Raw genomic sequence first — 26,064 nt, 5'->3', positions numbered from 1 at the left:
AAGACGATCCCGCATCCTAACCAGCCCGGCGCGGCCGGCCCCTGCCATTGGGCATGCACGCGCGTCGCCGGGCCCGCCGCGGCGGCGTGGCGACCGATTGCGCACAAACGCGCGCCCGCGGCGGAACAACGGGCGCTGCCCGCCGCCGTCGCCGCGCTCAGCGCGCCGGCAGGGCTTCCTCGCTGCGCGCGCTGCGTTCGGACTCGCCCTCGCCGTCGGCGAAGTAACGCATCGCCGCGACCTTGCCCGTGCCGTCGCGTTCCAGCCGCAGCCGGGCGATGCCGTCGGGGTAGACGAAGGTTTCGGCCGCGACCGGGGTCAGCCGCTGCGGCGCGCCGCCGCCGATGCGCTGCACCGCCAGGCTGCCGGCATCGGCGCGCAGCGCCCAGGCCCGTTGCGGATCGAGCCGGTACACGCCCTCGGCCGAGGCCAGCGCGGCGGCATCGACCGGCACCGCGCGCGCCGGCGGATACGGCGCGCCCATCGCCATCGCGCCCAGCTGGCGCGCGATCGCCTCCAGGCCGATCCCGCCCGGCGCGCCGCTTTCGTCGTTGCTCAGCACCGCCACCGTGGTCGCGCTGGTCGGTTCGTACAGCAGATACGACGCGAAGCCGAAGATCCCGCCGCCGTGCGCATAGGTCAGGCGCCCATGCATCGGCATCCGGCCGATGCCGTAGCCATAGCCGTACTCGCCGTGGCGGGCCTTGCCGTGGGCGCTGATCATCTCGCGGTAGTGCTGCGCGCTGAGCACCCGGCCGCCGTGCAGCGCGCGGTTCCAGCGCCACAGATCGTCGAGCGTGGACACCAGGGCGCCGGCCGCGTGCGGCTGGCTCATATCCAGGAACGCCATCGGCAGCACCGCGCCGTCGCGCCGCGCATAGCCGGCGACCATGCCCGGAATCAGCGTGCGCACGTCGCCGTAGCGGGTATGCGCCAGGCCCAGCGGCTGCAGCAGCGTCTCGCGCAGGTATTCGTGCCAGGGCCGGCCGCTCGCCGCCTCGATCACCGCGCCGAGCAGCACGTAGCCCGAATTGTTGTAGCGATAGTCCTGGCCCGGCGCGAAGTCCGCCGGCAGGTCCTTGAACACCGCGATCAACTCCCCGGTGTTCAACTCGCGCTTGATCGACTCGTGCATGTAGCCGTCGATGCCGGTGTAGCTCTTCACCCCGGAGGTATGGTCGAGCAGTTGCCGGACCTGGATCGCATCGCCGTTGGGGTAGTCCTTCACGTATTTCGACAGCGGATCGTCGAGCCCGACCTTGCCGGCCTCGACCAGCTTGAGCAGGCCGGCGGCGGCGAACTGCTTGGTCACCGAGCCGATCCGGAACACCTGATCCGGGCTCAGCGGCACGCCGAGTTCGACCTCGGCCAAGCCGCGCGCGCCGCGGTAAAGCACGCGGTCGCCGCGCGCGACCAGCACCGCGATGCCGGGCGCGCCCTCGGGCGCGTTCTGCGCCAGCAGGCGATCGGCCAGCGCGCGCAGTTCGGCGTCTTCGGCGGCCTGCGTAGCGGCGGGCGCGGGTGCCGCGGCCGACGCCGGCACGGGCGCGAGCGCCAGCCCGGACAGCAACGCCGCGCAGGCGGCCGACAGCAGCAGGGATCGGGCGGGCGGCATGACGACTCCATTCGCAGGTGCGCAGCGCCGGACGTTAACGGCGGCGCCGCGACGGTCGCTACCGCCGGAAGTCCCGACGACTTTCGTCCAGGGGTTTCTGGTCAGGGGTTTCGGTCAGGAGTTCCGTTCGGGAATTTCGCCAACGACTTCGACCAGGGCCAGGATCTTCGGCCGCACCTGCCAAGCGCGACATCGCCCCCGCCGCGTTCGGTCGAAGCCCGAAGCCGACGCCCGGCCGCGACCACGGGCCAGCATCCGCGCCCTTACTGAACGACCGGTTTTGCATTTCCACAAACGCCTAACCCGGCGCCCGCGGCGATTGGCTAGCATGCGGCGTTTCCGTCGTCCCCTGCCCGACCGCCCCGATGATCCGACGCCAGTTCCTTAAATCCGCGGCCGCCGCCCTGGCCTCCTTCGGCCTGCCCCTGCCCGCGCTGGCCCTGGCCGGCGCGACCGCGCCGAAGAAGCTCGGCGCGCCGCAGCCGTTCGACTACGCCACGCTTAAAGGCCAGGCGCGCGCGCTGGCGCAACAGGCCTACGCGCCGCGCAGCACCACCCTGCCGCCGGCGCTGGCCGGGCTCAACTGGGACCAGTACCAGTCGATCCGCTTCCGCCGCGACCACGCGCTGTGGGGCGACGGCGACGGCAAGTTCCTGGCCCAGTTCTTCCACCTCGGCCTGTTCTTCAAATCGCCGGTGCGCATGTTCGAACTGGCCGACGGCCAGGCGCGCGAACTGGCCTACGACCCGGAAATGTTCGACCGCGCCGCCAGCGGCCTCAAGCCCGGCGCGCCGCTGCCGCCGGACCTGGGCTTCGCCGGCTTCCGCCTCAACACCCGCAAGGACCCCGAACGCGACTTCGCCGCGTTCCTCGGCGCCAGCTACTTCCGCGCGGTCGGCGCGGAAGGCCAGTACGGCCAGTCCGCGCGCGGTCTCGCCATCGACACCGGCAGCGGCCGCCCCGAGGAGTTCCCCGACTTCGTCGCCTATTGGCTGGAGCGCCCGTCCAACGACTCCGACACGGTCGTGGTCTACGGCCTGCTCGACTCGCCCAGCATCGCCGGCGCCTACCGCTTCGCCATCACCCCGGGCGAGGTGCTGCTGATGGACATCGACTGCGCGCTGTACCCGCGCAAGACCATCGAACGCCTCGGCCTGGGCCCGTGCACCAGCATGTACCAGGTCGGCGAGAACGACCGCCGCATGGACTGGGACTGGCGCCCGGAGATCCACGACACCGACGGCCTGGCGATGTGGACCGGCAGCGGCGAGTGGATCTGGCGTCCGCTGTGCAATCCCGAACAGCTGCGCTTCAACATGTTCGCCGACGACAACCCGCGCGGCTTCGGCCTGCTGCAGCGCGACCGCAACTTCGACCACTACCAGGACGACGGCGTGTTCTACGAGAAGCGCCCGTGCCTGTGGATCGAACCCAAGCGCGGCTGGGGCGCGGGCTCGGTGCAACTGGTCGAGATCCCGACGCTCGACGAGACCTTCGACAACATCGTCGCGTTCTGGAACCCGCGCGAAAAACCGCAGGCCGGGCAGGAACTGCTGTACGGCTACCGCCTGTACTGGGGCGCGCGACCGCCGGCGGCGCCCAAGCTCGCCCACTGCGTGGCCACCCGCACCGGCCTGGGCGGCCGCATCGGCTTCAAGCGCGAGACCTTCTCCTGGCGGTTCGCGGTCGACTTCGTCGGCGGCGACCTGGCCGCGCTGGCCAAACGCGACGCCACCGTCGAACCGGCGCTGCAGATTTCCAAGGGCAAACTGGAAACCGTCTCCTGCCGCCCGCTGCACGAAATCGACGGCTACCGGGTCATGTTCGACGTCGTGCCGCCGGGCGACGGCACCGACCAACTCGACTTGCGCCTGTTCCTGCGCGACGCCAGCGGCGCGCTCAGCGAAACCTGGCTGTACCAGTGGTCGCCGCCGCCGAAGAGCGAACGCAAGCTCTACTGACGCCATCGCAGGCCCCGACCGCTGCGACGACGGCTCCTTGTAGGAGCGTCGCAAGCCGCGACCGCGACAACGCGGCTACGGCGAAACCCACGGCGTAGTTGTATTGCCGCGGTCGCGACTCGCGTCGCTCCTACAGTCGGAATCGCCGCATCGATCCGTCTCGAACCCGGCCTGTCGCGCTCTTCCAAGCAACGCCAATGTCGCAACGCCTCCTGTAGGAGCGACGCGAGTCGCGACCGCGATAACGCAGCCACGACGAAACCGACGACGCAGTCGCGTCGCCGCAGCAATCAGAATCGCGACACCGCCCCGCGCGGCACCACCGCCGGCCGCCGCCCTGCCCCGCTTACGCCACCCGCGAACGCCGCGCGCGGGTCAGGTGCACCAGCAGCAGCGAGATCGCCGCCGGGGTCATCCCGGGAATCCGCTGCGCCTGCCCGATCGTCTGCGGCCGCACCCGTTCGAGTTTTTGTTGCGCCTCGGCCGACAGCCCGCGCACCGCGGCGTAGTCGAAGCCATCGGGAATCGGCGTGTTCTCGTTGCGCTGCTGGCGCTCGATCTCTTCGCGCTGGCGATCCAGGTAACCGGCGTACTTCACCCCGATCTCGACCTGCTCGGCCACTTCGGGCGCGCTCACGCCCGGGCCCAGCGAGGCCACCCGCATCAGCGTGGCGTAGTCCAGTTCCGGCCGCTTGAGCAGATCGCGCGCGCTGCTCTCGCGGCTGACCTCGATGCCCAGCGTCTGCGCGATCTCGCGTCCGAGCGCGTTGTTCGGCGCCGCCCACACCGCGCCCAGGCGCGCGGTCTCGCGCTCCACCGCTTCGCGCTTGCGCGCGAACGCGTCCCAGCGCGCCGCGTCGACCAGACCCAGTTCGCGCCCGACCGGGGTCAGGCGCAGGTCGGCGTTGTCCTCGCGCAACTGCAGCCGGTACTCGGCGCGCGAGGTGAACATGCGGTACGGCTCGCTGGTGCCGTGGGTGATCAGGTCGTCGACCAGCACGCCGAGGTAGGCCTCGTCGCGGCGCGGGCTCCAGCCGTCGGCGCCGCGCACGAAGCGCGCGGCGTTGACGCCGGCCAGCAGGCCCTGCGCGGCGGCTTCCTCGTAACCGGTGGTGCCGTTGATCTGGCCGGCGAAGAACAGGCCGGCCACGGCCTTGGTCTCCAGCGTGGTCTTGAGCCCGCGCGGATCGAAGAAGTCGTACTCGATCGCGTAGCCGGGCCGGGTGATGTGGGCGTGCTCGAAGCCGCGGATCGAACGCACCAGGTCCAGCTGCACGTCGAACGGCAGCGAGGTCGAGATGCCGTTGGGGTAGATCTCGGTTACCTCCAGCCCCTCGGGCTCGACGAAGATCTGGTGGCTGGCCTTCTCGGCGAAGCGCACCACCTTGTCCTCGATCGAGGGGCAGTAACGCGGGCCGATGCCCTCGATCTGGCCGGTGTACAGCGGCGAGCGGTCGAGCGCGCCGCGGATGATCTCGTGGGTGCGTTCGCTGGTGTGGGTGATCCAGCACGAGACCTGACGCGGATGGTCGGCCGGCGTGCCCAGGAACGACATCACCGGACGCGGGTCGTCGCCCGGCTGCTCCTCCATCACCGCGTAGTCGAGGCTGCGCCCGTCGATGCGCGGCGGCGTGCCGGTCTTGAGCCGGTCGACCACGAACGGCCCCTCGCGCAGGCGCGCGGCCAGCGCGGTCGCGGGCGGGTCGCCGGCGCGGCCGGCGGCGTAGGTGGTCTGGCCGACGTGGACCTTGCCGGCGAGGAAGGTGCCGGCGGTCAACACCACCGCCGGCGCGCGGAAGCGCAGGCCGGTCTGGGTCAGCACGCCGGCGACGCGGCCGGCGTCGAACTCGATGTCGTCGACCGCGGCCTGGAACAAGGTCAGGCCCGGCTGCGCCTCGACCGCGCGGCGGATGAAGGCGCGGTACAGCGAGCGGTCGGCCTGGCAGCGGGTCGCGCGCACTGCCGGCCCCTTGCTGGCGTTGAGCCGGCGCCACTGGATGCCGGCGGCGTCGGCAGCGCGCGCCATGATCCCGCCGAACGCATCGATCTCCTTGACCAGATGGCCCTTGCCGATGCCGCCGATGGCCGGGTTGCAGCTCATCGCCCCGACCGTCTCCACCGAGTGAGTCAGCAGCAGCGTGCGCGCACCCGCGCGTGCGGCCGCCAGCGCGGCCTCGGTCCCGGCGTGGCCGCCGCCGACCACGATGACGTCGTATTGGTAGAAGGAGTCGGACACGGGATCGGAGCTTAGGAATTCGGAAAACCGGGCTGCCCGGCGAGGGCGAGGGCGAGGGCGAGGGCGCCATTTTCGCACGCTCGAGCCGAGCCGGCCTTCAGTTCGGAGCGCGACCCACGGCTACGAATGCCGACACCCGGATCGCATTCCGAACTTGGCACAGTTCATGCTTGAGTTATCCATGCACCTTGCGGGGCAGGCGCTAGACGCCGGCTGGAATTGGAACAGGGGCTGGCCAAGCGCTCGCGGGGGAAGCCGGGGGCCGAATGTCGGGGGACATTCGGCCCCTTTTTATTGCCTGTCGTTTGGGCCCGACCCGCTCGGGCCGCCGCCTGCGGGGCTGCCACCCCGGCCGCATCGCCCCACCGGGGCCTTCGATGCAACCCATTGATTCCAAAAGAAAAGCGCGCGTAGATACGCGCGCTTTCCGGTCGCGCCCGCGATGCGGGGCGGAATGGGCGCCGACGCCTGACGGGGACGGAACAGGGGGGATCCGTGATTCCTCGCCAGGCGCCGACATAGAAACCTGTCCTTACCGAAAACGTCCAAATGCGACGTAAGCGGTCAGTAGCGGTAGATTGCTGTCACTTCGTCAGGAACGCAAGTGCGCGCGGTTCCAGTTCCAAGCAAAAAGGGGCCCGCAGGCCCCTTTAGGTGTTACGAACGGTCGTAATCGGCCGACAACCGGTGTCCGCCTGTTCAGCGGACGCCGGATCAGCGCTCCACGTCGCGCCAGGCGCGGCCGCCATCGCGACGCACGGACGGCGCGGCCGGAGCGCGCGGCGCCATTTGCGGCCGCGCCATCTGCATCTGCGGACGCACCTGCGGCGTCGCACCCGGGTTGTTGTTGCGCGGGCCCCAGGCGCCGCCGCCGACCGGGCGGGTGTCGCGCCACGGCAGGCCGCCGTCGCCGCGGCTGGGCGGGTTGCCGCTCGTGGGCGGATTCGGCCGGTTGGGCCGGTGCGGGCGGTTGGGGTAGTAGTAGCGCGGATAGCCGTAGTAGTACGGGTTGCCGTAATACCCGTAGTACGGATTGCCGTAGTAGCCGCCGTTGCGGAAACGGTAGGACTCGCCGTACGGGTAATAGCCGTAGCCCGGCCCGTAATAGCCGCCGCCGTAGCCGCCGTAATAGTTGTAGTCCACGCTCGGCCGGCCGTAGTAATACGTGCCCGGACCGCCGCCGCCGCGGGCGGTGTAGTCGGTGACGCAGCCGGCCAGCAGGCCGGCTGCAAGAAGTGGAATCATCAGTTTGCGGATCATGGCAGACCCCCCGGTTAGGGTTTCAGATTCTGCCTGAAGCTTTGAACTCGGGCTTAACTCTCCCGACCCGCAAATGTCAGGTTCAGGCCGCTTCGGCCGGGGCCGCGTCGTCGCTCAGGTCGACGTGGGGCGCCTGCTGCGGATGATCCGCGGTGGGGTTCATCACCGGCGGCGGGTAGCAGCCGGTGAGCAAGGCCGAGAGCAGGCTGGCAGCCAGGCAGAGCGAAAGTTTGCGCATGGAACATCCCCTGTGTTGGGCGCCGACGCGGGGCGTCGCGGGTCGTGGTGGTCCGGAGGCGCGGGCGCGTCCGGGATGGCGAGGAACCAACATGGCCGTCGGATCCGCGGATGGCCAGCCGGCGCAACCGACGACCGGCCGCCCGGCACGCGTCCGATGCGCCATCGCCCATTGCGCGACCGGCACTCCTGCGGGTCTTCCTTAAACTATCGGCGAAGAACGGCGCGATTGCGGTACGGGTTCACAAATCGTTGCGTATCGATACAGGCGGACCTGCACCGCGCCTGACTTTAGGGGATTGCGCCGGACCGCGCCGTCGCGGGAACCTTCACCGATGCGTCCGGTCGCACCTGTACCGGCCGCGACCGTCCGTGCTGCGGCCGCGACGGCGTCTTTCTACTTCCCGGCCGGTACTCGATGATCGAATTGGATGCGGTCCATCGTCGCTACGAAATGAATGGACAAGCGGTGAATGCGTTGGCCGGGGTGGACCTGAAGATCGGCGCGGGCGAGTTCGTCGCGATCACCGGCGCGTCCGGCTCGGGCAAGTCGAGCCTGCTCAACATCCTGGGCTGCCTGGACCGGCCCACCCGCGGCCGCTACCTGATCGAAGGTCGCGACGTGGCCGAGTTCGACGACGAGGCCGCCAGCGACATCCGCAACCGCCGCATCGGCTTCGTGTTCCAGAGCTTCCACCTGCTGCCGCGGCTGACGGTGCTGGAAAACGTGCTGCTGCCGCTGCGCTTCCACCGCCAGCCGCCGGCCGACGCGCCCGAGCGCGCGCAGCGGCTGCTGGCGCGGGTCGGCCTGGGCGAGCGCAGCGCGCACCGGCCGAGCGAGCTGTCCGGCGGCCAGCAGCAGCGCGCCGCGATCGCCCGCGCGCTGCTGCTGCAGCCGGCGCTGCTGCTCGCCGACGAACCCACCGGCAACCTGGATTCCAAGAGCGCGGCCGACGTGCTCGACCTGATCGGCGAAGTCCACGCCGGCGGCCAGACCGTGGTGCTGGTGACCCACGACCGCGATCTGGCCGCGCGCGCGCCGCGCGAGGTGCGCCTGCACGACGGCAAGGTCGACCATGACTCGGCGGCCTGAGCGCATGGCTGCGCGCGCATGCGCCATGGTTCTCGTGCTGGCGGCGCCGGCCGCGGGCGCGGTGGTGCTGACCGGCGAGGTGCGCTCGGCCGGCGCGCAGCAGATCTATACGCCGCAGGCCAACACCGCGCCGGTGTCGATCCGCTACTTCGTGCCCGAGGGCCAGGCGGTCAAGGCCGGCGAGGTGGTGCTGCGCATCGATCCGGGCCAGGCCGGCACCCAGATTCCCGAGCTCGATGCCAAGATCGAACAGGCGCGGGCCAAGTCGGCCAAGGAATTGGCCGAGCTCGAGGTCAAGGCGGTCGACGCCGAAGTCGCGCTCGCCGACGCCGACGCCGCGCTGGCCACGGCCAAGGTCGAGGCGGCGATCCCGCGCGGGCTGATCTCGCAACTGGACTACGACCGCCACCAGGGCGACCTGGACAAGGCCGTGCGCGAACAACGGCTCAAGCGCGAACAGCTCGACGCCGCGCGCGCCGCGGTCGCGCGCCGGCGCCAGGACGGCGAGCTGGAAACGCGCAAGCTCAGCGTGCAGCGCGATTACTACGCCGCGCTGCTGCGCCAGTCGGAAGTGCGCGCCGAGCGCGACGGCATCGTCCTGCACGGGTTCAACAACAACTGGATCGGCGGGCGCATCGACGAAGGCAGCTCGACCATGCCCGGCAGCAAGGCCGGCGAGGTGGTCGGCAGCGGCGGCGCGATGCAGGTGCGGGCCTGGGCGCTGGAGCCCGACCGTCCCGGCCTGCGCGTCGGCCAGGACGTGCGGCTGAGTTTCGATGCGTTGCCGCGGCGCGAACTGCGCGGACGCATCACCGCCATCGCCGGCGCGCCGGACCGCAAGTCCGAGTGGGGCGAGGGCCGCTACTTCGCCATCGACATCGACCTGCCGGCCGGCCACGGCCTGGCGCTGCTGCCGGGCATGAGCGTGCGGGTGACCGCGCCGGCGGCTAGCGGCGCGGGAGCGGGCGGCGCGGGAGCGGGACGATGAGCCGGTTCCTGCGCAGCGCCGCCGCGCTCGTCCTCGCCGCCGCGGCCTTCGCAGCGGCCGCCGCGCCGCCGCTGCGCGTGGACGGCGAGGTCTACGCGCGCCGCTCCTCGCCGCTGATGCCGCCGAACGTGGAGCGGATGTGGCAGTTCGCGATCACCCAGCTCGCGCCCGACGGCGCGCCGGTCAAACGCGGGCAGACCGTGATCAGCTTCGACAGCAGCGACGTAATCAAGCAGCTCACCGAGAAGCGCAGCCAGCTCAAGGAAAAACAGAGCGAGCTGGAAAAGCTCGACCTGGAACTGGCCGAACGCGAACGCACCGAACGGCTGGCCACGGCCGAGGCACTGGCGGCGCTGGAGAAGGCCAAGCGCAAGACCGAGCAGCCGGCCGAGCTGATCGCCGGCATCGAGTACCGCAAGCTGGTGGTCGCGCGCCAGCAGGCCGAGCGCAAGATGGAACTGGCGCGCAAGCGCGAGGGGCTGTCGGCCGAACAGCGCCGGCAGGAGCGGCGCCTGCTGGCCGCCGAGCGCGACCAACTGCAGGCCGACGTGGATCGCCTGCAGCGTTCGCTCACGGCGCTCGACGTGGTCGCGCCGCGCGACGGATTGATGATGCACCGGAGCAATTTCGAGGGCGAGAAGTTCGACGTCGGCTCGCAGGTCTGGGTCGGCCAGACCGTGGCCGAGATTCCCGACATGGCCACGCTGGCGGTGCGCGCGGAACTGGCCGAGCGCGAGTTGTCGCAGGTCAAGGTCGGCGCGCCGGTGCGGATCGTGGTCGAGGGCGGCGCCGGACGCGCGTTGCGCGGCAAGGTCGCCTCGGTCGGGCGCGCGGTGCGCAGCAAGTCGCAGGTGCAACCGGTGCCGGTGCTGGACCTGGACGTGCAACTCGACGACGCGCACGCGCCGTTGCGGCCGGGACAGGCGGTGCGGGTGGAGATTTCGGCGGCTGCGAGCGCGCGCGCGGCCCGAACGGCGAGCGCGGGAGCCGGACGATGACGCTGCGCACGGAGCTCGCGGCCGCCGCGCTGGCGGCCTGCGCATTGACGCTCGCCGCGTGCTCGGACGAGATCGCCCCGGCGGCGACCGAGACCGTCGCCGCCGCGCCGTTGCGCCTGAGCGTGCGCGGCGAAGGCGAGCTGAAGTCGGCCAAGGCGACCCCGCTGAACGTGCCCGGCCGCAACTGGGCCGCGCGCCAGGTCGAGTGGATGCTGGCGGAAGGCAGCGCGGTCAAGAAGGGCGATCTGATCGCGCGCTTCTCCGCCGACCAAGGCAAGCAGGAACTGGCACAGACCCTGATCGACCTGCAGCGCAATCAGCTCGCGCGCGCGGCCAAGCAGGGCGATCTGGACACCGCGCAAAGCAAGGTCGGCGTCGACCTGGCCCAGGTCGCGGTGCAGCTGGCGATCGCCGAGCGCTACGCCAGCGCGGACCTGAGCACGATGGCGCGCAACGAGGTGCTCGACGCAGTCCAGGACCGCAGCTTCCTGACCGAGAAGCAGGACATCCTGCAATGGCAGCGCAGCCAGTCCGGCGTGCGCGGCAACGCCGAACTGGCGGTGCTCGACGCCCAGCGCGCCACCTACGACATCGCCGCCAAGGCCCGCCAGTCCGACCTGGACGCGCTGGAACTGCGCGCGCCCAACGACGGCGTGCTGATGCTGGCGAGCAACTGGCAGGGCGACAAGCCCGCGATCGGCGCGACCCTGCGCGCCGGCTTCGACTACGGCAGCCTGCCCGACGCCTCGGCGATGGAATTGGAATTGAACCTGCCGCAGATCGAGACCCAGGGCATCCAGGTCGGCAACGCCGTGGAGATGTTCCCGGTCGGCCGGCCCGAGCAGAAGATCCTCAGCAAGCTGTCCTGGGTCGCCAGCGCGGCCAAGGTGCGCAACCAGCAGAGTCCGGTGAAGTACCTGAGCATGAAGGCGCCGATCCCGGCCGAGGCGATCGCGCGCTACAAGCTGGTGCCGGGCCAGCAGTTGGAGGCCAGGGTGCTGTTGCTGGATGCGCCGAAGGCGATCAGCGTGGCCAACGTCGCCATCGACAGCGACGAAGGCCGCGACTATGTGCGCGTGAGCGACGGCGGCCAGTTCCGCCGCCGCGAGATCGAGCTCGGCGTGCGCGGGCCGGCGCGCTCGCAGGTGCTGTCGGGCCTGCGCGAGGGCGATCGGGTGCTGCTGGCCGAGGCTGGCGCGATCGACGCGCCCACCGCCAAGGCCGAGGACGCGGCCAAGCAAGCCGCGGCCGAACAGGAAAAGGCGCAAGACAAGCCGCAGCCGGCCAAGGCGGTGCGCCCGTGAGCCGGTTGCTGGCGTGGCTGCCGCCGATCTGGCGCGAAGCGGTCGAGGAACTGTGGCGGCGGCGCCTGCGCACGCTGCTGACCTTGCTCGGCCTGATCTTCGGCGTCGGCGCGATCGTGGCGATGCAGGCGGTGGGCGAGGGCAGCCGGCGCGAGGCGTTGCGCCTGGTCGAGAGCCTGGGCCTCAACAACCTGATCGTCGAGGCCAAGGCGCAGCAGGACGAGAACAGCCTGCGCGAAATCCGCGCGCGCAGCCTCGGCCTGAGCCTGGCCGACGCCGACGCGGCGCTGGCCGTGGTCCCCGGCGCGCAGCGCTACGCCGCCGAGAAACCCATCCGCACCCACTCGGTGTTCAGCGACGACGGCCGCAGCGACGCCCAGGCCAGCGGCGTGAGCCCGGATTATTTCCAGCTCTCGTCGCTGCGCGTGGCCAAGGGCCGAGCGCTGACCGCGCAGGACGACCGCGCGCTGGCGGCGGTGGCGGTGCTCGGCCACCAGGCCGCCGCCGACCTGTTCCCCGGCGCCGATCCGCTCGGCCGCTATCTCAAGGTCAACCACGTGTGGCTGCAGGTGGTCGGCGTGCTCGCCGACCGCGACCTCAGCAAGGACCAGTTCGAAGGCGTGCAGCTGGGCCTGGAAAGCAACCGCGTGTACGTGCCGCTGGCCAGCGCGCGGGCGCGGTTCAAGTTCAATCCGCAGGAAGACGAGGTCGACCGCGTCCTGCTGCGCCTCGGCGATCCCTCGCAGCTGGCGCAGGGCGCGCGGGTGCTGTCGACCGTGCTCGGCCAGCGCCACGCCGGCAGCGCCGACTTCCGCCTGGTGGTGCCGCAGCAGCTGTTCCAGCAGCACCAGAAGACCCAGCGCATCTTCCGCGTGGTGATGGGCGCGATCGCCGGCGTGAGCCTGCTGGTCGGCGGCATCGGCATCATGAACATCATGCTCGCCAACGTGCTCGAACGCCGCCGCGAAATCGGCCTGCTGCGCGCGCTCGGCGCGCGCAGGCGCGACGTGGTCGCGCAGTTCCTGCGCGAGGCCACGGTGATCTGCGTCAGCGGCGCGACGCTGGGGCTGTTGTTCGGGGTGCTGCTGGCCTATCTGATCGCCGCGTTCGCCGGCTGGCAGGTGGCGTGGGCGCCGATCCCGGTGCTGCTGTCGGCGACGTTCTGCGCGGCGGTCGGGCTGGCGTTCGGGGTGTATCCGGCGCGGCAGGCGGCGCGGCTGGATCCGATCGCGGCGTTGCGCCACGACTGATTCGGGATTCGGCAACGTAGCCTCGGGAAACGCGCGTGCACGATGGGGCAGGGCGGCGTGGCCCTGCCGCGCGCCGCCGCGACCGGAGCATCCGCCACGCCCCCCATCCTGGCGCCGCGGCGCCTGCGCTACGCTTGTGCGATGAACGCACACGACTCCTCGACCCCGGCCGCGCCCGCCGACGCGCCCGTCTACACCGACATCCTCGCCGCCGCCGCGCGGATCGCGCCGCATGCGCACGCCACCCCGGTGCTGACCTCGCGCGCGCTCGACGAACTGGCCGGCTGCCGGCTCCACTTCAAGTGCGAGAACCTGCAACGCGGCGGCGCGTTCAAGTTCCGCGGCGCCTGCAACGCGGTGTTCTCGCTCAGCGACGAGGACGCCGCGCGCGGCATCGTCACCCAGAGTTCGGGCAACCACGGCGGCGCGCTGGCCCTGGCCGCGCGCCTGCGCGGCGCGCGCGCCACCGTGGTCGCACCGCACAACACGCCCAAGGTCAAGCTCGCCGCGATCCGCGCCTACGGCGCCGACGTCGTGTTCTGCGAACCCGGCCAGGCCTCGCGCGACGAGGTCACCGCGCAGGTGCTGGCGCGCACCGGCGGGGTGCTGGTGCATCCGTTCAACGATCCGCGGGTGATCGCCGGCCAGGGCACGGCGACGCTGGAGCTGATGGCCACCGCGCCCGGATTGGACGCGGTGATCGCGCCGGTCAGCGGCGGCGGCCTGCTCTCGGGCACCGCCATCGCCGCGCAGGGCGCCGACCCCGCCATCGCCGTCTACGGCGCCGAACCGCTCGGCGCGCGCGACGCCCACGACTCGCTCGCGCAGGGCCAGCGCATCACCGGCCGCGTCGCCGACACCGTCTGCGACGGTCTGCGCGCGGAGTTGGGCACGCTCACCTTCCCTATCCTTCGCTCACGCGTGCGCGAGGTGTTGCTGGTCGACGACGCGCAGGCGATCGCGGCGATGCGCTTGATCTGGGAGCGCATGAAGCTGGTGGTCGAACCGTCCGGCGCGGTGCCGCTGGCGGCGGTGCTGGCCCATCGCGACGCATTCGCGAACAAAAGCGTCGGCCTGATCGTCTCCGGCGGCAATGTGGACCTCGATCTGGCCGCGCAATGGTTCGCCGCGAAGCCGTCGTGACCGGTTGCCGATTCGGTTTGCGTTTGTTATGCGGCATGCGTTGAGGCGGTGCACACGGGCCGCATAAAACGCATAAAAACCAGACTTTTCTGTGATAAGCGTTTACGTTTTTTGTTAACGCAACTGGCACGCTGCGCCATCGCGCGCCAGTCCCTGTCATGCCGCGCGGACCGCTCCGAACAGGGCGATACGGACCAGCGCACAGGCCGGGGAGTTTTGCATGGTGGATGTCGAGTTTCGCGTGGTCTCCGAGCGCCGCGACGGCCTGTTGCTGGCCCTGGGACAGGTGGTCATCGCCAACGGTTTCACCTTGCTGCGCCAGCGCATGCTCAACAGCGACGAGGGCGTGGTGCTGGTGATGGTCGTGCGCGGGCCGGCCGATCAATTGCTGGTGCTGGAAGAGAAGCTCGGCACGCACCATCTGGTGCAGAGCTTCGAGGCCTCGCCCTACGAAGGCGGCAGCGCGCCGCCGCCGCCCGTGCGCGCCAACGGCGCCGGCAACGGCAACGGCCATGCGTCCGCCCCGCCGCCGCCCGCGGCCTCGGCGCCGCCGCTGGCGCCGACGCCCGCCACCGCCGCGCCGATCGACGTGCAGCGGGTGGAAACGCTGCTGCCGCAGCTGGCCCGCAACTATCCCAACATCCTGCTGCAGCTGGTCGCGCTGGAACGCGAGCTGCCGCCGGCCCAGCGCGAGGCGACCTTGCGCTACATCGGCCAGCGCGTCGGCGCCTGGGTCTACAAGCGCGACTTCGCCCTGGGCGGTCAGCTGCCGCTGGCCGACTCGGTGCGCCGCATCGCCTTGCCGGCGATGCGCCAGCTGGTCCAGGCCGAACTGCAGGACGACGTCCTGCGCGTGCGCAACAGCCCTTTCTGCCATCGCGGCGAACACGGCGAGTGCTGCCATTTCCTGCGCGGCATGCTCGGCGGCCTGCTCGAAGGCCAGCACGGCGGAACCGTGCGGGTGGTCGAGAGCCAGTGCCGCAATACCGGCGCGGAGACCTGCCGGTTCGAATTCGAAGCCTGACCGGATAGACCGGTCGACCGCCGCGGCCGGGACGCCGCGGCGCCACGCGCCGACGCACGCGCCGGCGTGGGATGCCGCTTTGGCGCGGGACGGCGCCCGGGCGGCCGATTGCTGTTCCTATCCAGCCGTACAACCCATCCACCAGGGGGTTCGCCATGCCGCTCGACCATGCGATTCAATGCGTCCACGACCCGTTGCTCGTCATTCTTTCCTATGTGGTGTCGGTGCTGGGATCGTTCACCGCCCTGCAGTTGGCGATCGCCATCCCCGGCGCGACCGGCGCGGCGCGCTGGCGCGCGGTCACCGCGGCCGGCATCGCCATGGGCGGCGGCGCGATCTGGGCGATGCACTTCATCGCCATGCTCGCCTGCCGCATGAACGTGGAGGTGACCTACGACCTGCCGCTGACCCTGGGCTCGGCGGTGGTCGCGGTGGTCTCGTGCATGGCCGGCCTGGCCATCGCCGGCACCGGCGTCTTCAACTGGGGCAAGCTGATCCTCGGCGGCGTGCTGATGGGCCTGGGCGTGACCGGGATGCACTACGCCGGCATGGCCGCGATGTTGATGCCGGCCGACACGGTCTACAACAGCACGCTGGTGGTGGCGTCGGCGGCGATCGCCGTGGTCGCCTCGATCGTGGCGCTGTGGCTGGCCTTCAACCTGCGCGGCTGGGGCCAGATGCTCGGCAGCGCGCTGGTCATGGGCGTGGCGGTGTGCGGCATGCACTACACCGGCATGCTCGCGGCGAGCTTCGTCCCGGACAAGAACGCGGCCGCCGCCGGCGGCGTCAGCGGCGGCTACCTGGGCATCGGCATCTTCGTGGTCACCACCGCCCTGCTCGCCGCGGTGCTGACCATCAGCCTGCTGCGCCAGCGGCAGCGCGCGATGGTGCGGATTTGATGAGGGCGCCGGCCTGACCGCGCCGGCCTGAAGCAGGCGCGGCTGTTGTGGGAGGGCCTTCAGGCCCGATGCTTTCGTTTCAGGTCGCTGCGTCGCCACGGAGCGAAAAGCGTCGGGCCTGAAGGCCCTCCCACAACAGCCGCGCCTGCGCGATCATGCGCCTGCCCCGCAACGCAGGACGATCGACGATGACCGAAGCCGCACGCCACCACGACCGCGCCACCGAACTGGTGCTGTCCTATTACGCCGCTTTCAACCGCGCCGACTGGGACGCGATGCTGGCCACGCTCGGCGACGAGGTCGCCCACGACCTCAACCAGGGCGCGCGCGAAACCGGGCGCGAGGCGTTCGCCGCGTTCCTGCAGCGGATGGCGCGGCATTACCGCGAGCAGCTGCGCGACATCGTGGTGATGGCCTCGGCCGACGGCACCCGCGCGGCGGCGGAATACGTGGTGCACGGCGAATACCTGGCCACCGACCCGGGCCTGCCGGAGGCGCGCGGGCAGAAGTACGTGTTGCCGGGCGGGGCGTTCTTCGAGATCCGCGAAGGCAAGATCCAACGCGTGACCAACTACTACAACCTCGACCACTGGGTCGCCCAGGTCGGCGGCTGACGGCGAGGGCCGCGACGGCCATCGCCGCGCGCATCCATCGGCAAAAAAGCCGACGAGACGGCCGCGGCGGCTGCGGCGCGGACGCGCTACCAGGTCGCGCCCGCGCGCTGCGCGGCCGGCGGAACCCGTGGCCGCGCCGCGCATGCCGCCGCGACCGGCCCGTCGGACCGAGGAAAGCGGCGCCGCGGCCGCATGGCCGCGGACGTCCATCCGAACCGACCGCCCGGGACGCGCCGCGCGCGCCCCACCGCGAGGATCGCGCGATGCGTCCCGGGCGAATCGATTCTGGAACCGGCGCGGCCCATGCGGCCGCGCCGTCAGCGTTCAAAAAGACCGACGAGCGGCCTGCGGCGGTAAGAGAGGGGAGGGGCCGCGCCGCAGGCCGGGATCGTCGGTCGGAAAGCGGTGAACCGCAGGGAACGGGGATGAGGCAAGCGCGGGATCGTCGGATGCGCTCATCGCAGTCGTTGCGATTCGCCCATCTCGCCACGACGGGTCGGGACTGCGTCCCAACCGATCGCTAGACCCGCTCTGCCGGTACTTGCGTCCCCGCTCCCTGCGTTCGGCTCAGTTGCGCGCCATGCCTTCGCGCACCGGCTCGCGCGCCGGCCAACCGCCGGCCATCGCCTTGTACAAGGCGATCGCGCCGGTGACCGAACGCGTGCGGCCGTCGGCGAACGCGTCCTGCGCCTGCAGCTGGGTGCGTTCGGCGTCGAGCACTTCGAACAGGTCGGCGGCGCCGGCCTCGTAGCGCACGCGCGCGAGCTTGGCGGCCTTGAGGCTGTCCTGCGCGGCGCGCTCCAGGTGCTGGTCCTCGACCCGCGCGCGGGCATAACGCACCAGCGCGTTCTCGGTGTCTTCCAGCGCCAGCAGCACGCTTTGCTGGTAACGCGCCAGTTCGCCTTCGGCGCTGGCGTCGGCGGCCTTGATGCGCGAGCGCACGCGGCCGATGTCGAGGAACGACCAGTCGATGCCGAGCGCGACCAGGCGGGTTTCGCTGGCGCGTTCGAACAGCGCGCTGGTGTCGATGGCCTGCGAACCGATCAGGCCCGACAGGGTGAAGCGCGGGAACAGGTCGGCGGTAGCGACCCCTATCCGCGCGGTGGCCGCGTGCAGGCGGTGCTCGGCGGCGGCGACGTCGGGACGGCGGCGCAGCAGTTCGCCCGGGGTGCCGGCGTCGAGCCGCGCCGGCAAGGCCGGCAGCGGCGCGGCCTGGTCGAGTTCGGCGACCAGCGAATCGGGCGTCTGCCCGGTCAGCACCGCGAGCCGGTGCTGGGTCACCGCGACCTGCGCTTCCAGGTTCGGCACCCGCGCCAGGGTCGCTTCGAGCTGCGCGCGCGCGCGCGCCGTGTCGAACTCAGTGCCGCGGCCGGCGTCGAAGCGCGCCTGCACCAGACGCAGCGTCTCCTGCTGGTTCTCGGCGTTCTCGCGCGCGACCCGCAGGCGTTCCTGCAGGCCGCGCAGCTCGACGTAGCTGCGCGCGACTTCGCCGACGATGGCCACCTGCATCGCCTGCAGGTCGGCCGCGCTGGCCCAGGTGTCGGCGCGCTGCGACTCGACGTTGCGGCGCACCCGGCCGAACACGTCCAGCTCCCAGCTCACGTTGGCCTGGGCGCTGTAGCTCTCGTTGTCGCGGCCGCGGTTGTCCACGCCCGGCATCTGGTCGCTGCTGGAGCGCGTGTCGCTGCCGCTGGCGCTGCCGGTGATGGTCGGGAAGCGGTCGAACTTGGCGCCGCGCAACAGCGCGTTGGCGCGGTCGTAGTTGGCCAGGGCGATGCGCAGGTCGTGGTTGGCGCCGAGCGACTCCTCGACCAGACGCGTCAGCGTCGGGTCGTTGAAGTTGCGCCAGAACTCGGCCGCCGGATCCGGCGCGGCGGTGCCGTCGGTGGCCGCTTCGGCGTCGCCGCGGGCGAACTTCTCCGGCGTGGCCAGGGTCGGCCGGACATAGTCCGGACCGACCGCGCAGGCGGCGAGCGCGAGCGTCAGCAACGCGACCGCGGGGAGCTTGAGATTACGCATGGACCGTCTCCGAAACATTGTGGTGGTCGCCGTGCGAGACCAGCTTGTTGCCGACCATCTTGCGCAGCGCCACGTAGAACACCGGGGTCAGGAACAGGCCGAACAGGGTCACGCCGAGCATGCCGGCGAACACGGTGATGCCGGTGACCGAGCGGACCTCGGCGCCGGCGCCGTGCGACAGCACCAGCGGCACGGTGCCGGCGATGAAGGCGATCGAGGTCATCACGATCGGACGCAGACGCAGGCGGCACGATTCCAGCGCGGCTTCGACAATGCCCTTGCCCTGCAGTTCCAGTTCGCGGGCGAACTCGACGATCAGGATCGCGTTCTTGCAGGCCAGGCCCATCAACACCACCAGGCCGACCTGCACGAACACGTTGTTGTCGCCGCCGGTCAGCTTGACGCCGAGCAGGGCCGAGAGCATGCACATCGGCACGATCAGGATCACCGCCAGCGGCAGGGTCCAGCTTTCGTACAGCGCGGCCAGCACCAGGAACGCCAGCAGGATCGCGAGCGGGAACACGATCATCGCCGCGTTGCCCTGGCTGGCCTGTTGGTAGCTCAGGTCGGTCCACTCGATTTCCATGCCGTTGGGCAGGACCTTGGAGGCCACGTCCTTGACCACGTCCATCGCCTGCGCCGAGGACATCACGCGCGGGTCGACGTCGCCGGCGATGTCGGCGGCCGGATAGCCGTTGTAGCGCAGCACCGGGTCGGGGCCGAAGGTCTGCTTGATGGTGACCATCGAACCGATCGGCACCATCTCGCCGCGGTCGTTGCGGGTGCGCAGGTTGGCGATGTCCTCGACGCTGTCGCGGAAGTTGCCGTCGGCCTGGGCGATGACCTGCCAGGTGCGTCCGAACTGGTTGAAGTCGTTGACGTAGGCCGAACCCAGGTAGGTCTGCAGGGTGTCGAACAGCTCGGTCAGCGGCACGCCCTGGGCCTTGGCCTTGACCCGATCCACTTCGGCGTCGAGCTGCGGCACGTTGGCCTGGTAGGTGCTGTTGGCGTAGCCCATGCCCGGGGTCTGCATGATCGTGCCCTGGAACGCGCTGACCGCGTTCTGCAGCGCGCCGTAGCCGAGGTTGTTGCGGTCCTGGATGAACATCTGGTAGCCCGCGCCGTTGCCCAGGCCGAGGATCGGCGGCGGCATCAGCGCGAAGGTGAAGCCTTCCTGGAAGCCGGCGATCTTCTGGTTCAGCTCGGCGGTGATCTCCACCGCGCTGCGGCTGCGCTCGCTGAACGGCTTGAGCGGCAGGAACGCCACGCCGGTGTTGGGCGTGTTGGTGAACTGCACCGCGTTGAGGCCCGGGAAGGCGATCGAGTGCTGCACGCCTTCGGTCTTCATCGCCACGTCGGTCACCTTGCTCAGCAGGGCGTCGGTGCGGGCGATGGAGGACCCCTCGGGCAGCTTGACCGCGGCGATCAGGTACAGCTTGTCCTGCAGCGGGATGAAGCCGGCCGGCACGATCTTGAACATGAAGCCGGTGGCGACCAGCAGCACCGCGTAGACCACGAACACCGCGCCGCGCTTGCCCAGGGTGCGCGAGACCGCGCTCTGGTACTTCTCCGAGCTGGACGCGAAGAAGCGGTTGAACGGACGGAACAGCCAGCCGAACAGGCGGTCGATCAGACGCGTCGGCGCATCCTTCGGCGCGCCGTGCGGCTTGAGCAGGCGCGCGGCCAGGGCCGGCGACAGGGTCAGCGAGTTGATCGCCGAGATCACAGTGGAGATGGCGATGGTGACCGCGAACTGCTTGTAGAACTGGCCGGTCACGCCCGACAGGAACGCCATCGGCACGAACACCGCGCACAGCACCAGCGCGATCGCCACGATCGGGCCGGACACTTCCTTCATCGCCTGGTGCGCCGCGTCGAGCGGGCTCAGGCCTTCCTCGATGTTGCGCTCGACGTTCTCGACCACCACGATCGCGTCGTCCACTACGATGCCGATCGCCAGCACCAATCCGAACAGGCTCAAGGTGTTGATCGAGAAGCCCAGCAGGTACAGCGCGGAGAACGTGCCGACCACCGACACCGGCACCGCGATCAGCGGGATGATCGAGGCGCGCCAGGTCTGCAGGAACAGGATCACCACCAGCACCACCAGCAGCACCGCTTCCAGCAGGGTCGAGACCACCGCCTTGATCGAATCGCGCACGAAGATGGTGGTGTCGTACACCGCTTCGTACTTGATGCCGTCGGGGAACGACTTGGAGAGCTGGTCCATCGTGCCGATGACCTGCTCCTGGATCTGCAGCGCGTTCGCGCCCGGCGCCTGGAAGATGCCGATGCCGACCGCGTTCTTGCCGTCGAGCTGCGAGCGCAGGCTGTAGTCGCCGGCGCCCAGTTCCAGGCGGGCGACGTCGGACAGCCGCACCACTTCGCCGTCGTCGCCGCGCTTGAGCACGATCTCGCCGAATTCCTTCTGGTCGCGCAGGCGGCCCTGGGCGTTGATCAGGGTCAGGAAGTCGCTGCTGTTGGGCATCGGCTCGGCGCCGAGCTGGCCGGCGGAGACCTGCACGTTCTGCTCGCGCATGGCGCGGACCACGTCGCCGGCGGTGAGGCCGCGCGAGGCGATCTTGTCCGGGTCGAGCCAGGCGCGCATGGCGTAGTCGCCGCCGCCGAAGATCTGCGCGTCGCCGACGCCCGACAGGCGCGCCAGGTTGTCCTTGACGTGCAGGCGGGCGTAGTTGCGCAAGTACAAGGTGTCGTACTTGCCGTTCGGCGAGGTCAGGTGCACCACCATCAGGAACACCGGCGACTGCTTCTGCGTCGTCACGCCCTGGCGGCGCACGTCCTCGGGCAGTCGCGCCAGCGCTTGGCTGACCCGGTTCTGCACGCGCACGGCGGCGTCGTCGGCGTTGGTGCCGGGGCGGAAGGTCACGGTGGTGACCAGCACGCCGTCGGAGCCGGCGACCGACTTGATGTACATCATGTCTTCGACGCCGTTGATCGCTTCTTCGAGCGGCGTGGCGACGGTTTCGGCGATGACCTTGGGGTTGGCGCCCGGATACACGGTGCGCACGACCACCGAGGGCGGCACCACTTCGGGATATTCGCTGATCGGCAGGATCGGTATCGAGATCAGGCCGGCGGCGAAGATCACGATCGACAGCACCGCGGCGAAGATCGGCCGGTCGATGAAAAACTTGGAAAAGTCCATGACGGATTCCTTGGTGCGGCGATGAGCCGCATGGGTCCCCGGCCGGGCCCGTTGCTGCGGGCCGGCCTTTGATTGCTTGTGAACCGGCTGGAGATTCGTCATTCCCGCGAAAGCGGGAATTCCGAGGCTTCAAGCGTTCTCGCCCGAAAGGCCCTGGATCCCCGCCTTCGCGGGGATGACGACAGGTAGATCCGGCCGGTTCGCGGGGTGGCGGTTAAGTCCGGATCACAAGGCCCCGGCCGCCGCGCCCGGCGCCGCGGGCGCCGGTGCCGGCGCGCCCATGGCGATGTTCTTGGGCTGCACCGGCATGCCCGGGAAGAACACCTTCTGCACGCCGTGGACGATGACCTTGTCGGTCGGCGCCAGCCCGGATTCGACCACGCGCAGCCCGTCGATCATGCGGCCGAGCTTGACGTCCTTGCGCACCGCCGCGTTCTTCGGGCCGAGCACGTAGACGTACTTGCGGTCCTGGTCGGTCAGCACGGCCTTGTCGTCGACCAGCATCGCCTTGAAGTCGCCGCTGCCTTCCAGCTGCACGCGCGCGAACAGGCCCGGGGTCAGCACGCGCTCGTCGTTGGGGACCACGGCGCGGGCGCGGATGGTGCCGGTGTTGGCGTCGAGCTGGTTGTCGGTGAAGTCGACGGTGCCGGCGTGCGGGTAGCCGCTCTCGCCGGCCAGGCCGATGCGGACCGGGTTCTTGTCGCCGGCGCGCTCGCCCTTGCGGGCCAGCTCGTTGTAGCGCAGGTAGGTCTGCTCGTCGGCCTCGAAGTACACGTACATCGGGTTCTGCGAGACCACCGTGGTCAGCAGGGTCTGGTCGGCCGAGGCGAGGTTGCCGACGGTGATCAGGGCGCGGCCGGCGCGGCCGTTGATCGGCGAGCGCACTTCGGTGAAGGTCAGGTCGAGCTGGGCCGAGGCCACTGCGGCTTCGGCCGCGCGCACCGCGGCGTCGCCGCCGGTGCTGGCGGCGCGGCGGGTCTCGAACTCCTCGCGCGAGATCGCCTTGGCCTCGACCAGGGTCTGGGCGCGCTTGTCCTGGGTCTGGGCCAGGCGCGCTTCGGCGCGCGCGCGTTCCAGTTCGGCCTGGGCGCGGGCGAGCTCGGCGCGGTAGCGGCGCTGGTCGATCACGAACAGCAGGTCGCCTTTCTTGACGTCCTGGCCTTCCTTGTAGGCGACGCGGTCGACGTAGCCGCTCACGCGCGCGCGCAGCTCGACCGATTCGGGCGCGCTGACCCGGCCGGTGAACTCGTCCCACTGCCGGACCTGCTTGCTCAGGACCTGGGCGACGCTGACTTCCGGCGGCGGCGGCGCGCCGCCTTCGTGCGGGGCGGCCTGGCTGCCGCAGCCGGCGGCGGCCAGGGCGATGACGAGGCTCGCGGTCAACGCGAGCACGGAGAGTCCGACGCCGGGCTTGCCGGAGCGGACGGAGAAGTGACGGGTGCTCATCGTGGGGTGGGTTCCTGTTTGGGATTCGGTGCGGTCAGCGACTTCAGCAGGGCGCGCGCGTCGAGCAGACATCGTTGGGTCTTGTCGTCGGACGTGCAGTCCGGTTCTTGCGCGGTTGCGATCGCGGCTGCGGGAAGCGGGACCGTCTTGGGTACGGTGTTCGTGCTGGTAGGGGCCGGGCTGGTAGGGGCCGTGCTGATAGCGGGCAGGCGGGTAGCGGGCGGAGCGGAGCTGGCGGGCGTTGCGTGTTCGCGGCTGGCGGGCGGAGAGGGGAGGCGGATGCGCGGCGGCAACAACGCCGGTCCCGGCGCGCGCACCGCGTACGGCACGATCGGACGCGGCGGTTCGTCGCCGGCGTCGTGGTCGATCAGCGCCAGCGCGCGCTGCCCGACCGACAGCGCGCTGGGCCATTCGGGGCAGGAATGGCGTTGGTTGAACTCGGTGCACACCGGCGTGTCGACGGCCAGCAGCTGCACCCGCACGGCCTGCTGGCGCGCTTCGTCGTGCAGCACCCGCGCGAGCATGCGCAGCGCGGCCGCGCCGATCGAGCGGTGGCCGTAGCCGGCCCACGGGTGCTCGCTGCCGGGACCGCCGATCAGCACGTAGGTGCCGCCGCGATCGCTTTCGGCCAACAGCGGCAGCAGGTGACGGGCCGCGGCGAGGTGGGGGAGGAGATCCTCGTCGAGCTTGCGCCGCAGGAACTGCGCCGGACTGTCGAGCAGGCGGCCGCGCTCGGCGCTGCCGCACACCGCCGCGACCACGCCCGCGAACGGCCGGCCGAGCTTGCGCAGGGCGCGCGCGAGCTTGGCGCCGGCGGCGTCGTTGGCGACCGAACCGGCCAGCACGGTCAGGTCGGCTTGGGGGTAGCCGGCCTTGAGCGCCTTGAGTTCGCTGGACCGGCGCGCCACCGCGATGACCGGGCGGCCGGCGTCGATCGCGGCCTGCACGACCCCGCGGCCGACGCCGCCGGTGGCACCGAGTACAACCAAAGGGGCTTTCATTGTCCCGCTCCTGGGACTTTCTCTCCCACAACCGGGATGATCACGTGATGCTTGTCATCCCGGGTGTAGTGCGCGAGCACGGCGCCGATCGCCGGCATCAGCAACATCGCCGCGGGCAGGGCGATGGTGAAGGCCAGCACCCAGGCCAGCATCCACGCTTCTTCGGCGCCCTGGGCCAGGCCCTGGCGAAACACGACCACGGCCAGCCCGATCAGGGCGGACATGGCCACCAGCATCAGTGGCAGGAATGCGTACCTGGCTTGGCGTGGGGTCAACATGGCGGGGGGACCTCGTGACGATGTGCGGCACAGGTTAGAGACGCGAACGGGTCTTGATTAGCCCGGGATTCAGGGAATAATTGTCCCGGCAACGGTCCAATCCCGACCCGAGGCCCCTTGAAGGCCGGATGGCCCGTCCCCAACCCGATAGCGCGGCAAGGGGTCCGCCAGGCAGTGCATCGCACGACGGCGCCACTGTCGCGGTTCGCCCGCGACGACGGCAGTGGAGGCGATCAATCCCTGCCGGTGACAGCCGTCATCACGTACACCGCGCCGGCAGGAGCCGGCGGGCGCCAAGCAGCAAGGGACTGGCCGGCCGCATGCCGGCAGACCGCGATCCGCCCGCGTCGTCGCGACGCACCGCGGGGCGGCCGCGCATCGCTGTTCGCTGCACGTACACACCTACACATCGACACACCTTCCGCCTCGCGTTCGAACACAATCGCTTACCGGCTTCGGGTACGCGCCGCTGTGTTCCGGCCACCGAACCAGGAGTCCATACCCCCATGGCTCACGATCTCAACGACACGCTGATCTTCGTCAAAGTCGTCGAAAGCGGCAGCTTCATCGCCGCCGCGCAGGCGCTGCGCCTGCCCAAGACCACGGTCAGCCGCAAGGTGCAGGAGCTGGAAACGCGCCTGGGCGCGCAGCTGCTGCACCGGACCACGCGCAAGCTCGGCCTGACCGAGGCCGGCAACGTCTATTACGAACACTGCCAGCGCATCGCCCGCGAACTGGCCGAGGCCGAGAGCGCGGTCGGCCAGCTGCAGGGCGGCCCGCGCGGCTGGCTGCGCATCACCGCGCCGTACTCGGTCGGCATCACCTGGATCGCGCCGCTGCTGGGCGAGTTCCATGCGCGCCATCCGGAAGTGCGGGTGGAGATGAACCTCAGCAACGAGACCGTCGACATGATCGACCAGGGCATCGACGTCGCCCTGCGCCTGGGCAGCCTGCCCGACTCGAACCTGATCGCGCGCAAGCTGGCAGTGTTCCGCACCCAGATCTACGCCAGCCCGAACTACCTCGCCCGCCACGGCGAGCCGCTGCACCCCGACGACCTGCGCCACCACCGCACCCTGGCCATGCCCAAGTCGCGGCGCAGCAACAACGAATACGTGTGGCCGCTCAGCGACGGCGAGCGCACCGTCGACTACGTGGTCGACCCGGTCATGGTCGCCAACGACCCCGGCCCGCTGCGCGGCGCGCTGCTGTGCGGCGAAGCGCTGATGCTGGCCGCCGACGTCACCGTCAAGGCCTTCGCCGAACAAGGCTATGTGCAGCGCGTGCTGGCCGGCTGGACCGGCCCGGAGTACGAATTCAACGCGGTGTTCCCGCGCGGCCAGGTGCAATCGCCGAAGGTGCGCGCGTTCGTCGACTTCCTGGTCGAACGGCTGAACTTCGACGCCGACTACATGCAGGTGCTGTGCCCCGACGCCAAGCGCTTCCGCAAGGCGTCCGAGGAAGCCGAAGCGGCGATGGCGCACGGCCTGGCCAAGGAAGCCGGCGACACCCGCGCGATCGCGGTGCCGGTG

General features: G+C 70.6%; 21 protein-coding genes and 1 pseudogene. 13 read left to right on the top strand and 9 right to left on the bottom strand.

Translation table 11 applies throughout. The features are described from left to right. Positions 1–157 precede the first annotated feature (157 nt). Positions 158–1,615, bottom strand: a complete 1,458-nt coding sequence (locus RDV84_RS07475; protein ID WP_309152948.1) for a serine hydrolase domain-containing protein — start codon at positions 1,613–1,615, stop codon at positions 158–160. 365 nt (positions 1,616–1,980) lie between these two features. On the opposite strand from RDV84_RS07475, the gene RDV84_RS07470 reads away from it, so the two are divergent. Continuing rightward, entirely contained in the window at positions 1,981–3,576 is a 1,596-nt protein-coding gene (locus tag RDV84_RS07470) for an OpgD/OpgG family glucan biosynthesis protein (protein ID WP_309152947.1), read from the top strand. 346 nt (positions 3,577–3,922) lie between these two features. On the opposite strand, the gene mnmG is transcribed toward RDV84_RS07470, so the two are convergent. The 3 genes from mnmG to RDV84_RS07455 form a co-directional block, all read right to left on the bottom strand. Beyond that, positions 3,923–5,812, bottom strand: a complete 1,890-nt coding sequence (mnmG, locus tag RDV84_RS07465) for a tRNA uridine-5-carboxymethylaminomethyl(34) synthesis enzyme MnmG (RefSeq protein WP_309152946.1) — start codon at positions 5,810–5,812, stop codon at positions 3,923–3,925. Positions 5,813–6,526: 714 nt separating this feature from the next. Beyond that, a complete protein-coding gene (locus RDV84_RS07460; protein WP_175429344.1) occupies positions 6,527–7,072 on the bottom strand; it encodes a hypothetical protein in 546 nt (181 codons plus the stop codon). Between the two features lie 82 nt (positions 7,073–7,154). Continuing rightward, positions 7,155–7,310, bottom strand: a complete 156-nt coding sequence (locus tag RDV84_RS07455; protein ID WP_157490459.1) for a hypothetical protein — start codon at positions 7,308–7,310, stop codon at positions 7,155–7,157. Positions 7,311–7,727: 417 nt separating this feature from the next. Between RDV84_RS07455 and RDV84_RS07450 the strand changes: the two genes are divergently transcribed. The 11 genes from RDV84_RS07450 to RDV84_RS07410 all read left to right on the top strand — a co-directional run bounded on the left by RDV84_RS07450 (position 7,728) and on the right by RDV84_RS07410 (position 16,622). Then, positions 7,728–8,402 (top strand): ABC transporter ATP-binding protein, encoded by a 675-nt coding sequence (locus RDV84_RS07450; RefSeq protein ID WP_057949639.1) that lies wholly within the window; start codon positions 7,728–7,730, stop codon positions 8,400–8,402. 25 nt (positions 8,403–8,427) lie between these two features. Continuing rightward, positions 8,428–9,390, top strand: a complete 963-nt coding sequence (locus RDV84_RS07445) for an HlyD family secretion protein (RefSeq protein WP_309152945.1) — start codon at positions 8,428–8,430, stop codon at positions 9,388–9,390. Further along, positions 9,387–10,388, top strand: coding sequence for an HlyD family secretion protein (locus tag RDV84_RS07440; protein ID WP_309152944.1), 1,002 nt, complete (start codon positions 9,387–9,389; stop codon positions 10,386–10,388). Before RDV84_RS07445 ends, RDV84_RS07440 begins: the two co-directional genes overlap by 4 nt. Continuing rightward, a complete protein-coding gene (locus RDV84_RS07435; RefSeq protein WP_309152943.1) occupies positions 10,385–11,692 on the top strand; it encodes an efflux RND transporter periplasmic adaptor subunit in 1,308 nt (435 codons plus the stop codon). The genes RDV84_RS07440 and RDV84_RS07435 overlap by 4 nt, the downstream gene beginning before the upstream one ends. Then, positions 11,689–12,942 carry an ABC transporter permease gene (locus RDV84_RS07430; RefSeq protein WP_309152942.1) on the top strand — a complete coding sequence of 418 codons (1,254 nt, stop codon included), beginning with the start codon at positions 11,689–11,691 and terminating at the stop codon, positions 12,940–12,942. The genes RDV84_RS07435 and RDV84_RS07430 overlap by 4 nt, the downstream gene beginning before the upstream one ends. 141 nt (positions 12,943–13,083) lie before the next feature. Then, positions 13,084–14,085 (top strand): pyridoxal-phosphate dependent enzyme, encoded by a 1,002-nt coding sequence (locus RDV84_RS07425; RefSeq protein WP_309152941.1) that lies wholly within the window; start codon positions 13,084–13,086, stop codon positions 14,083–14,085. Positions 14,086–14,305: 220 nt separating this feature from the next. Continuing rightward, positions 14,306–15,109 (top strand): V4R domain-containing protein, encoded by an 804-nt coding sequence (locus tag RDV84_RS07420; protein WP_078996567.1) that lies wholly within the window; start codon positions 14,306–14,308, stop codon positions 15,107–15,109. Between the two features lie 155 nt (positions 15,110–15,264). Further along, on the top strand, positions 15,265–16,008 hold the full coding sequence (locus RDV84_RS07415; protein ID WP_057949644.1) for an MHYT domain-containing protein: 744 nt from the start codon (positions 15,265–15,267) through the stop codon (positions 16,006–16,008). 47 nt (positions 16,009–16,055) lie between these two features. Then, positions 16,056–16,130 (top strand): DUF6053 domain-containing protein, encoded by a 75-nt coding sequence (locus tag RDV84_RS26000; RefSeq protein ID WP_425606435.1) that lies wholly within the window; start codon positions 16,056–16,058, stop codon positions 16,128–16,130. Then, on the top strand, positions 16,096–16,200 hold the full coding sequence (locus RDV84_RS25995) for a DUF6053 domain-containing protein (protein WP_425606436.1): 105 nt from the start codon (positions 16,096–16,098) through the stop codon (positions 16,198–16,200). The genes RDV84_RS26000 and RDV84_RS25995 overlap by 35 nt, the downstream gene beginning before the upstream one ends. Then, entirely contained in the window at positions 16,197–16,622 is a 426-nt protein-coding gene (locus tag RDV84_RS07410) for a ketosteroid isomerase-related protein (RefSeq protein ID WP_057949645.1), read from the top strand. Before RDV84_RS25995 ends, RDV84_RS07410 begins: the two co-directional genes overlap by 4 nt. Before the next feature lie 567 nt (positions 16,623–17,189). On the opposite strand, the gene RDV84_RS07405 is transcribed toward RDV84_RS07410, so the two are convergent. The 5 genes from RDV84_RS07405 to RDV84_RS07385 all read right to left on the bottom strand — a co-directional run bounded on the left by RDV84_RS07405 (position 17,190) and on the right by RDV84_RS07385 (position 24,532). Then, positions 17,190–18,641 carry an efflux transporter outer membrane subunit gene (locus RDV84_RS07405; protein ID WP_309152940.1) on the bottom strand — a complete coding sequence of 484 codons (1,452 nt, stop codon included), beginning with the start codon at positions 18,639–18,641 and terminating at the stop codon, positions 17,190–17,192. Then, positions 18,634–21,807: an efflux RND transporter permease subunit gene (locus RDV84_RS07400; protein ID WP_057949647.1), complete on the bottom strand. Its 3,174-nt coding sequence runs from the start codon at positions 21,805–21,807 to the stop codon at positions 18,634–18,636. The genes RDV84_RS07405 and RDV84_RS07400 overlap by 8 nt, the downstream gene beginning before the upstream one ends. 225 nt (positions 21,808–22,032) lie before the next feature. Continuing rightward, on the bottom strand, positions 22,033–23,253 hold the full coding sequence (locus RDV84_RS07395; protein ID WP_078996570.1) for an efflux RND transporter periplasmic adaptor subunit: 1,221 nt from the start codon (positions 23,251–23,253) through the stop codon (positions 22,033–22,035). Continuing rightward, on the bottom strand, positions 23,250–24,254 hold the full coding sequence (locus RDV84_RS07390; RefSeq protein ID WP_309152939.1) for an SDR family NAD(P)-dependent oxidoreductase: 1,005 nt from the start codon (positions 24,252–24,254) through the stop codon (positions 23,250–23,252). Before RDV84_RS07390 ends, RDV84_RS07395 begins: the two co-directional genes overlap by 4 nt. Next, a complete protein-coding gene (locus tag RDV84_RS07385; protein ID WP_057949649.1) occupies positions 24,251–24,532 on the bottom strand; it encodes a DUF2798 domain-containing protein in 282 nt (93 codons plus the stop codon). Before RDV84_RS07385 ends, RDV84_RS07390 begins: the two co-directional genes overlap by 4 nt. A 506-nt stretch (positions 24,533–25,038) precedes the next feature. Here RDV84_RS07385 and RDV84_RS07380 point away from each other — a divergent pair. Beyond that, positions 25,039–26,001, top strand: a pseudogene (locus RDV84_RS07380) (LysR family transcriptional regulator); the annotation flags it as partial. Positions 26,002–26,064 lie beyond the last annotated feature (63 nt).

It is taken from the genome of Lysobacter yananisis (assembly GCF_031199375.1).
Taxonomy (GTDB): domain Bacteria; phylum Pseudomonadota; class Gammaproteobacteria; order Xanthomonadales; family Xanthomonadaceae; genus Lysobacter; species Lysobacter yananisis.
This window is presented reverse-complemented; position numbering and strand designations above follow the sequence as displayed.

What these genes read in the sequence shown, in the direction of transcription:
- RDV84_RS07475 (WP_309152948.1), bottom strand. Translation starts at nt 1,615, where the DNA reads ATGCCGCCCGCCCGATCCCTGCTGCTGTCGGCCGCCTGCGCGGCGTTG.
- RDV84_RS07470 (WP_309152947.1), top strand. Translation starts at nt 1,981, where the DNA reads ATGATCCGACGCCAGTTCCTTAAATCCGCGGCCGCCGCCCTGGCCTCC.
- RDV84_RS07460 (WP_175429344.1), bottom strand. Translation starts at nt 7,072, where the DNA reads ATGATCCGCAAACTGATGATTCCACTTCTTGCAGCCGGCCTGCTGGCC.
- RDV84_RS07455 (WP_157490459.1), bottom strand. Translation starts at nt 7,310, where the DNA reads ATGCGCAAACTTTCGCTCTGCCTGGCTGCCAGCCTGCTCTCGGCCTTG.
- RDV84_RS07450 (WP_057949639.1), top strand. Translation starts at nt 7,728, where the DNA reads ATGATCGAATTGGATGCGGTCCATCGTCGCTACGAAATGAATGGACAA.
- RDV84_RS07445 (WP_309152945.1), top strand. Translation starts at nt 8,428, where the DNA reads ATGGTTCTCGTGCTGGCGGCGCCGGCCGCGGGCGCGGTGGTGCTGACC.
- RDV84_RS07440 (WP_309152944.1), top strand. Translation starts at nt 9,387, where the DNA reads ATGAGCCGGTTCCTGCGCAGCGCCGCCGCGCTCGTCCTCGCCGCCGCG.
- RDV84_RS07435 (WP_309152943.1), top strand. Translation starts at nt 10,385, where the DNA reads ATGACGCTGCGCACGGAGCTCGCGGCCGCCGCGCTGGCGGCCTGCGCA.
- RDV84_RS07425 (WP_309152941.1), top strand. Translation starts at nt 13,084, where the DNA reads ATGAACGCACACGACTCCTCGACCCCGGCCGCGCCCGCCGACGCGCCC.
- RDV84_RS07420 (WP_078996567.1), top strand. Translation starts at nt 14,306, where the DNA reads ATGGTGGATGTCGAGTTTCGCGTGGTCTCCGAGCGCCGCGACGGCCTG.
- RDV84_RS07415 (WP_057949644.1), top strand. Translation starts at nt 15,265, where the DNA reads ATGCCGCTCGACCATGCGATTCAATGCGTCCACGACCCGTTGCTCGTC.
- RDV84_RS07410 (WP_057949645.1), top strand. Translation starts at nt 16,197, where the DNA reads ATGACCGAAGCCGCACGCCACCACGACCGCGCCACCGAACTGGTGCTG.
- RDV84_RS07405 (WP_309152940.1), bottom strand. Translation starts at nt 18,641, where the DNA reads ATGCGTAATCTCAAGCTCCCCGCGGTCGCGTTGCTGACGCTCGCGCTC.
- RDV84_RS07400 (WP_057949647.1), bottom strand. Translation starts at nt 21,807, where the DNA reads ATGGACTTTTCCAAGTTTTTCATCGACCGGCCGATCTTCGCCGCGGTG.
- RDV84_RS07395 (WP_078996570.1), bottom strand. Translation starts at nt 23,253, where the DNA reads ATGAGCACCCGTCACTTCTCCGTCCGCTCCGGCAAGCCCGGCGTCGGA.
- RDV84_RS07390 (WP_309152939.1), bottom strand. Translation starts at nt 24,254, where the DNA reads ATGAAAGCCCCTTTGGTTGTACTCGGTGCCACCGGCGGCGTCGGCCGC.
- RDV84_RS07385 (WP_057949649.1), bottom strand. Translation starts at nt 24,532, where the DNA reads ATGTTGACCCCACGCCAAGCCAGGTACGCATTCCTGCCACTGATGCTG.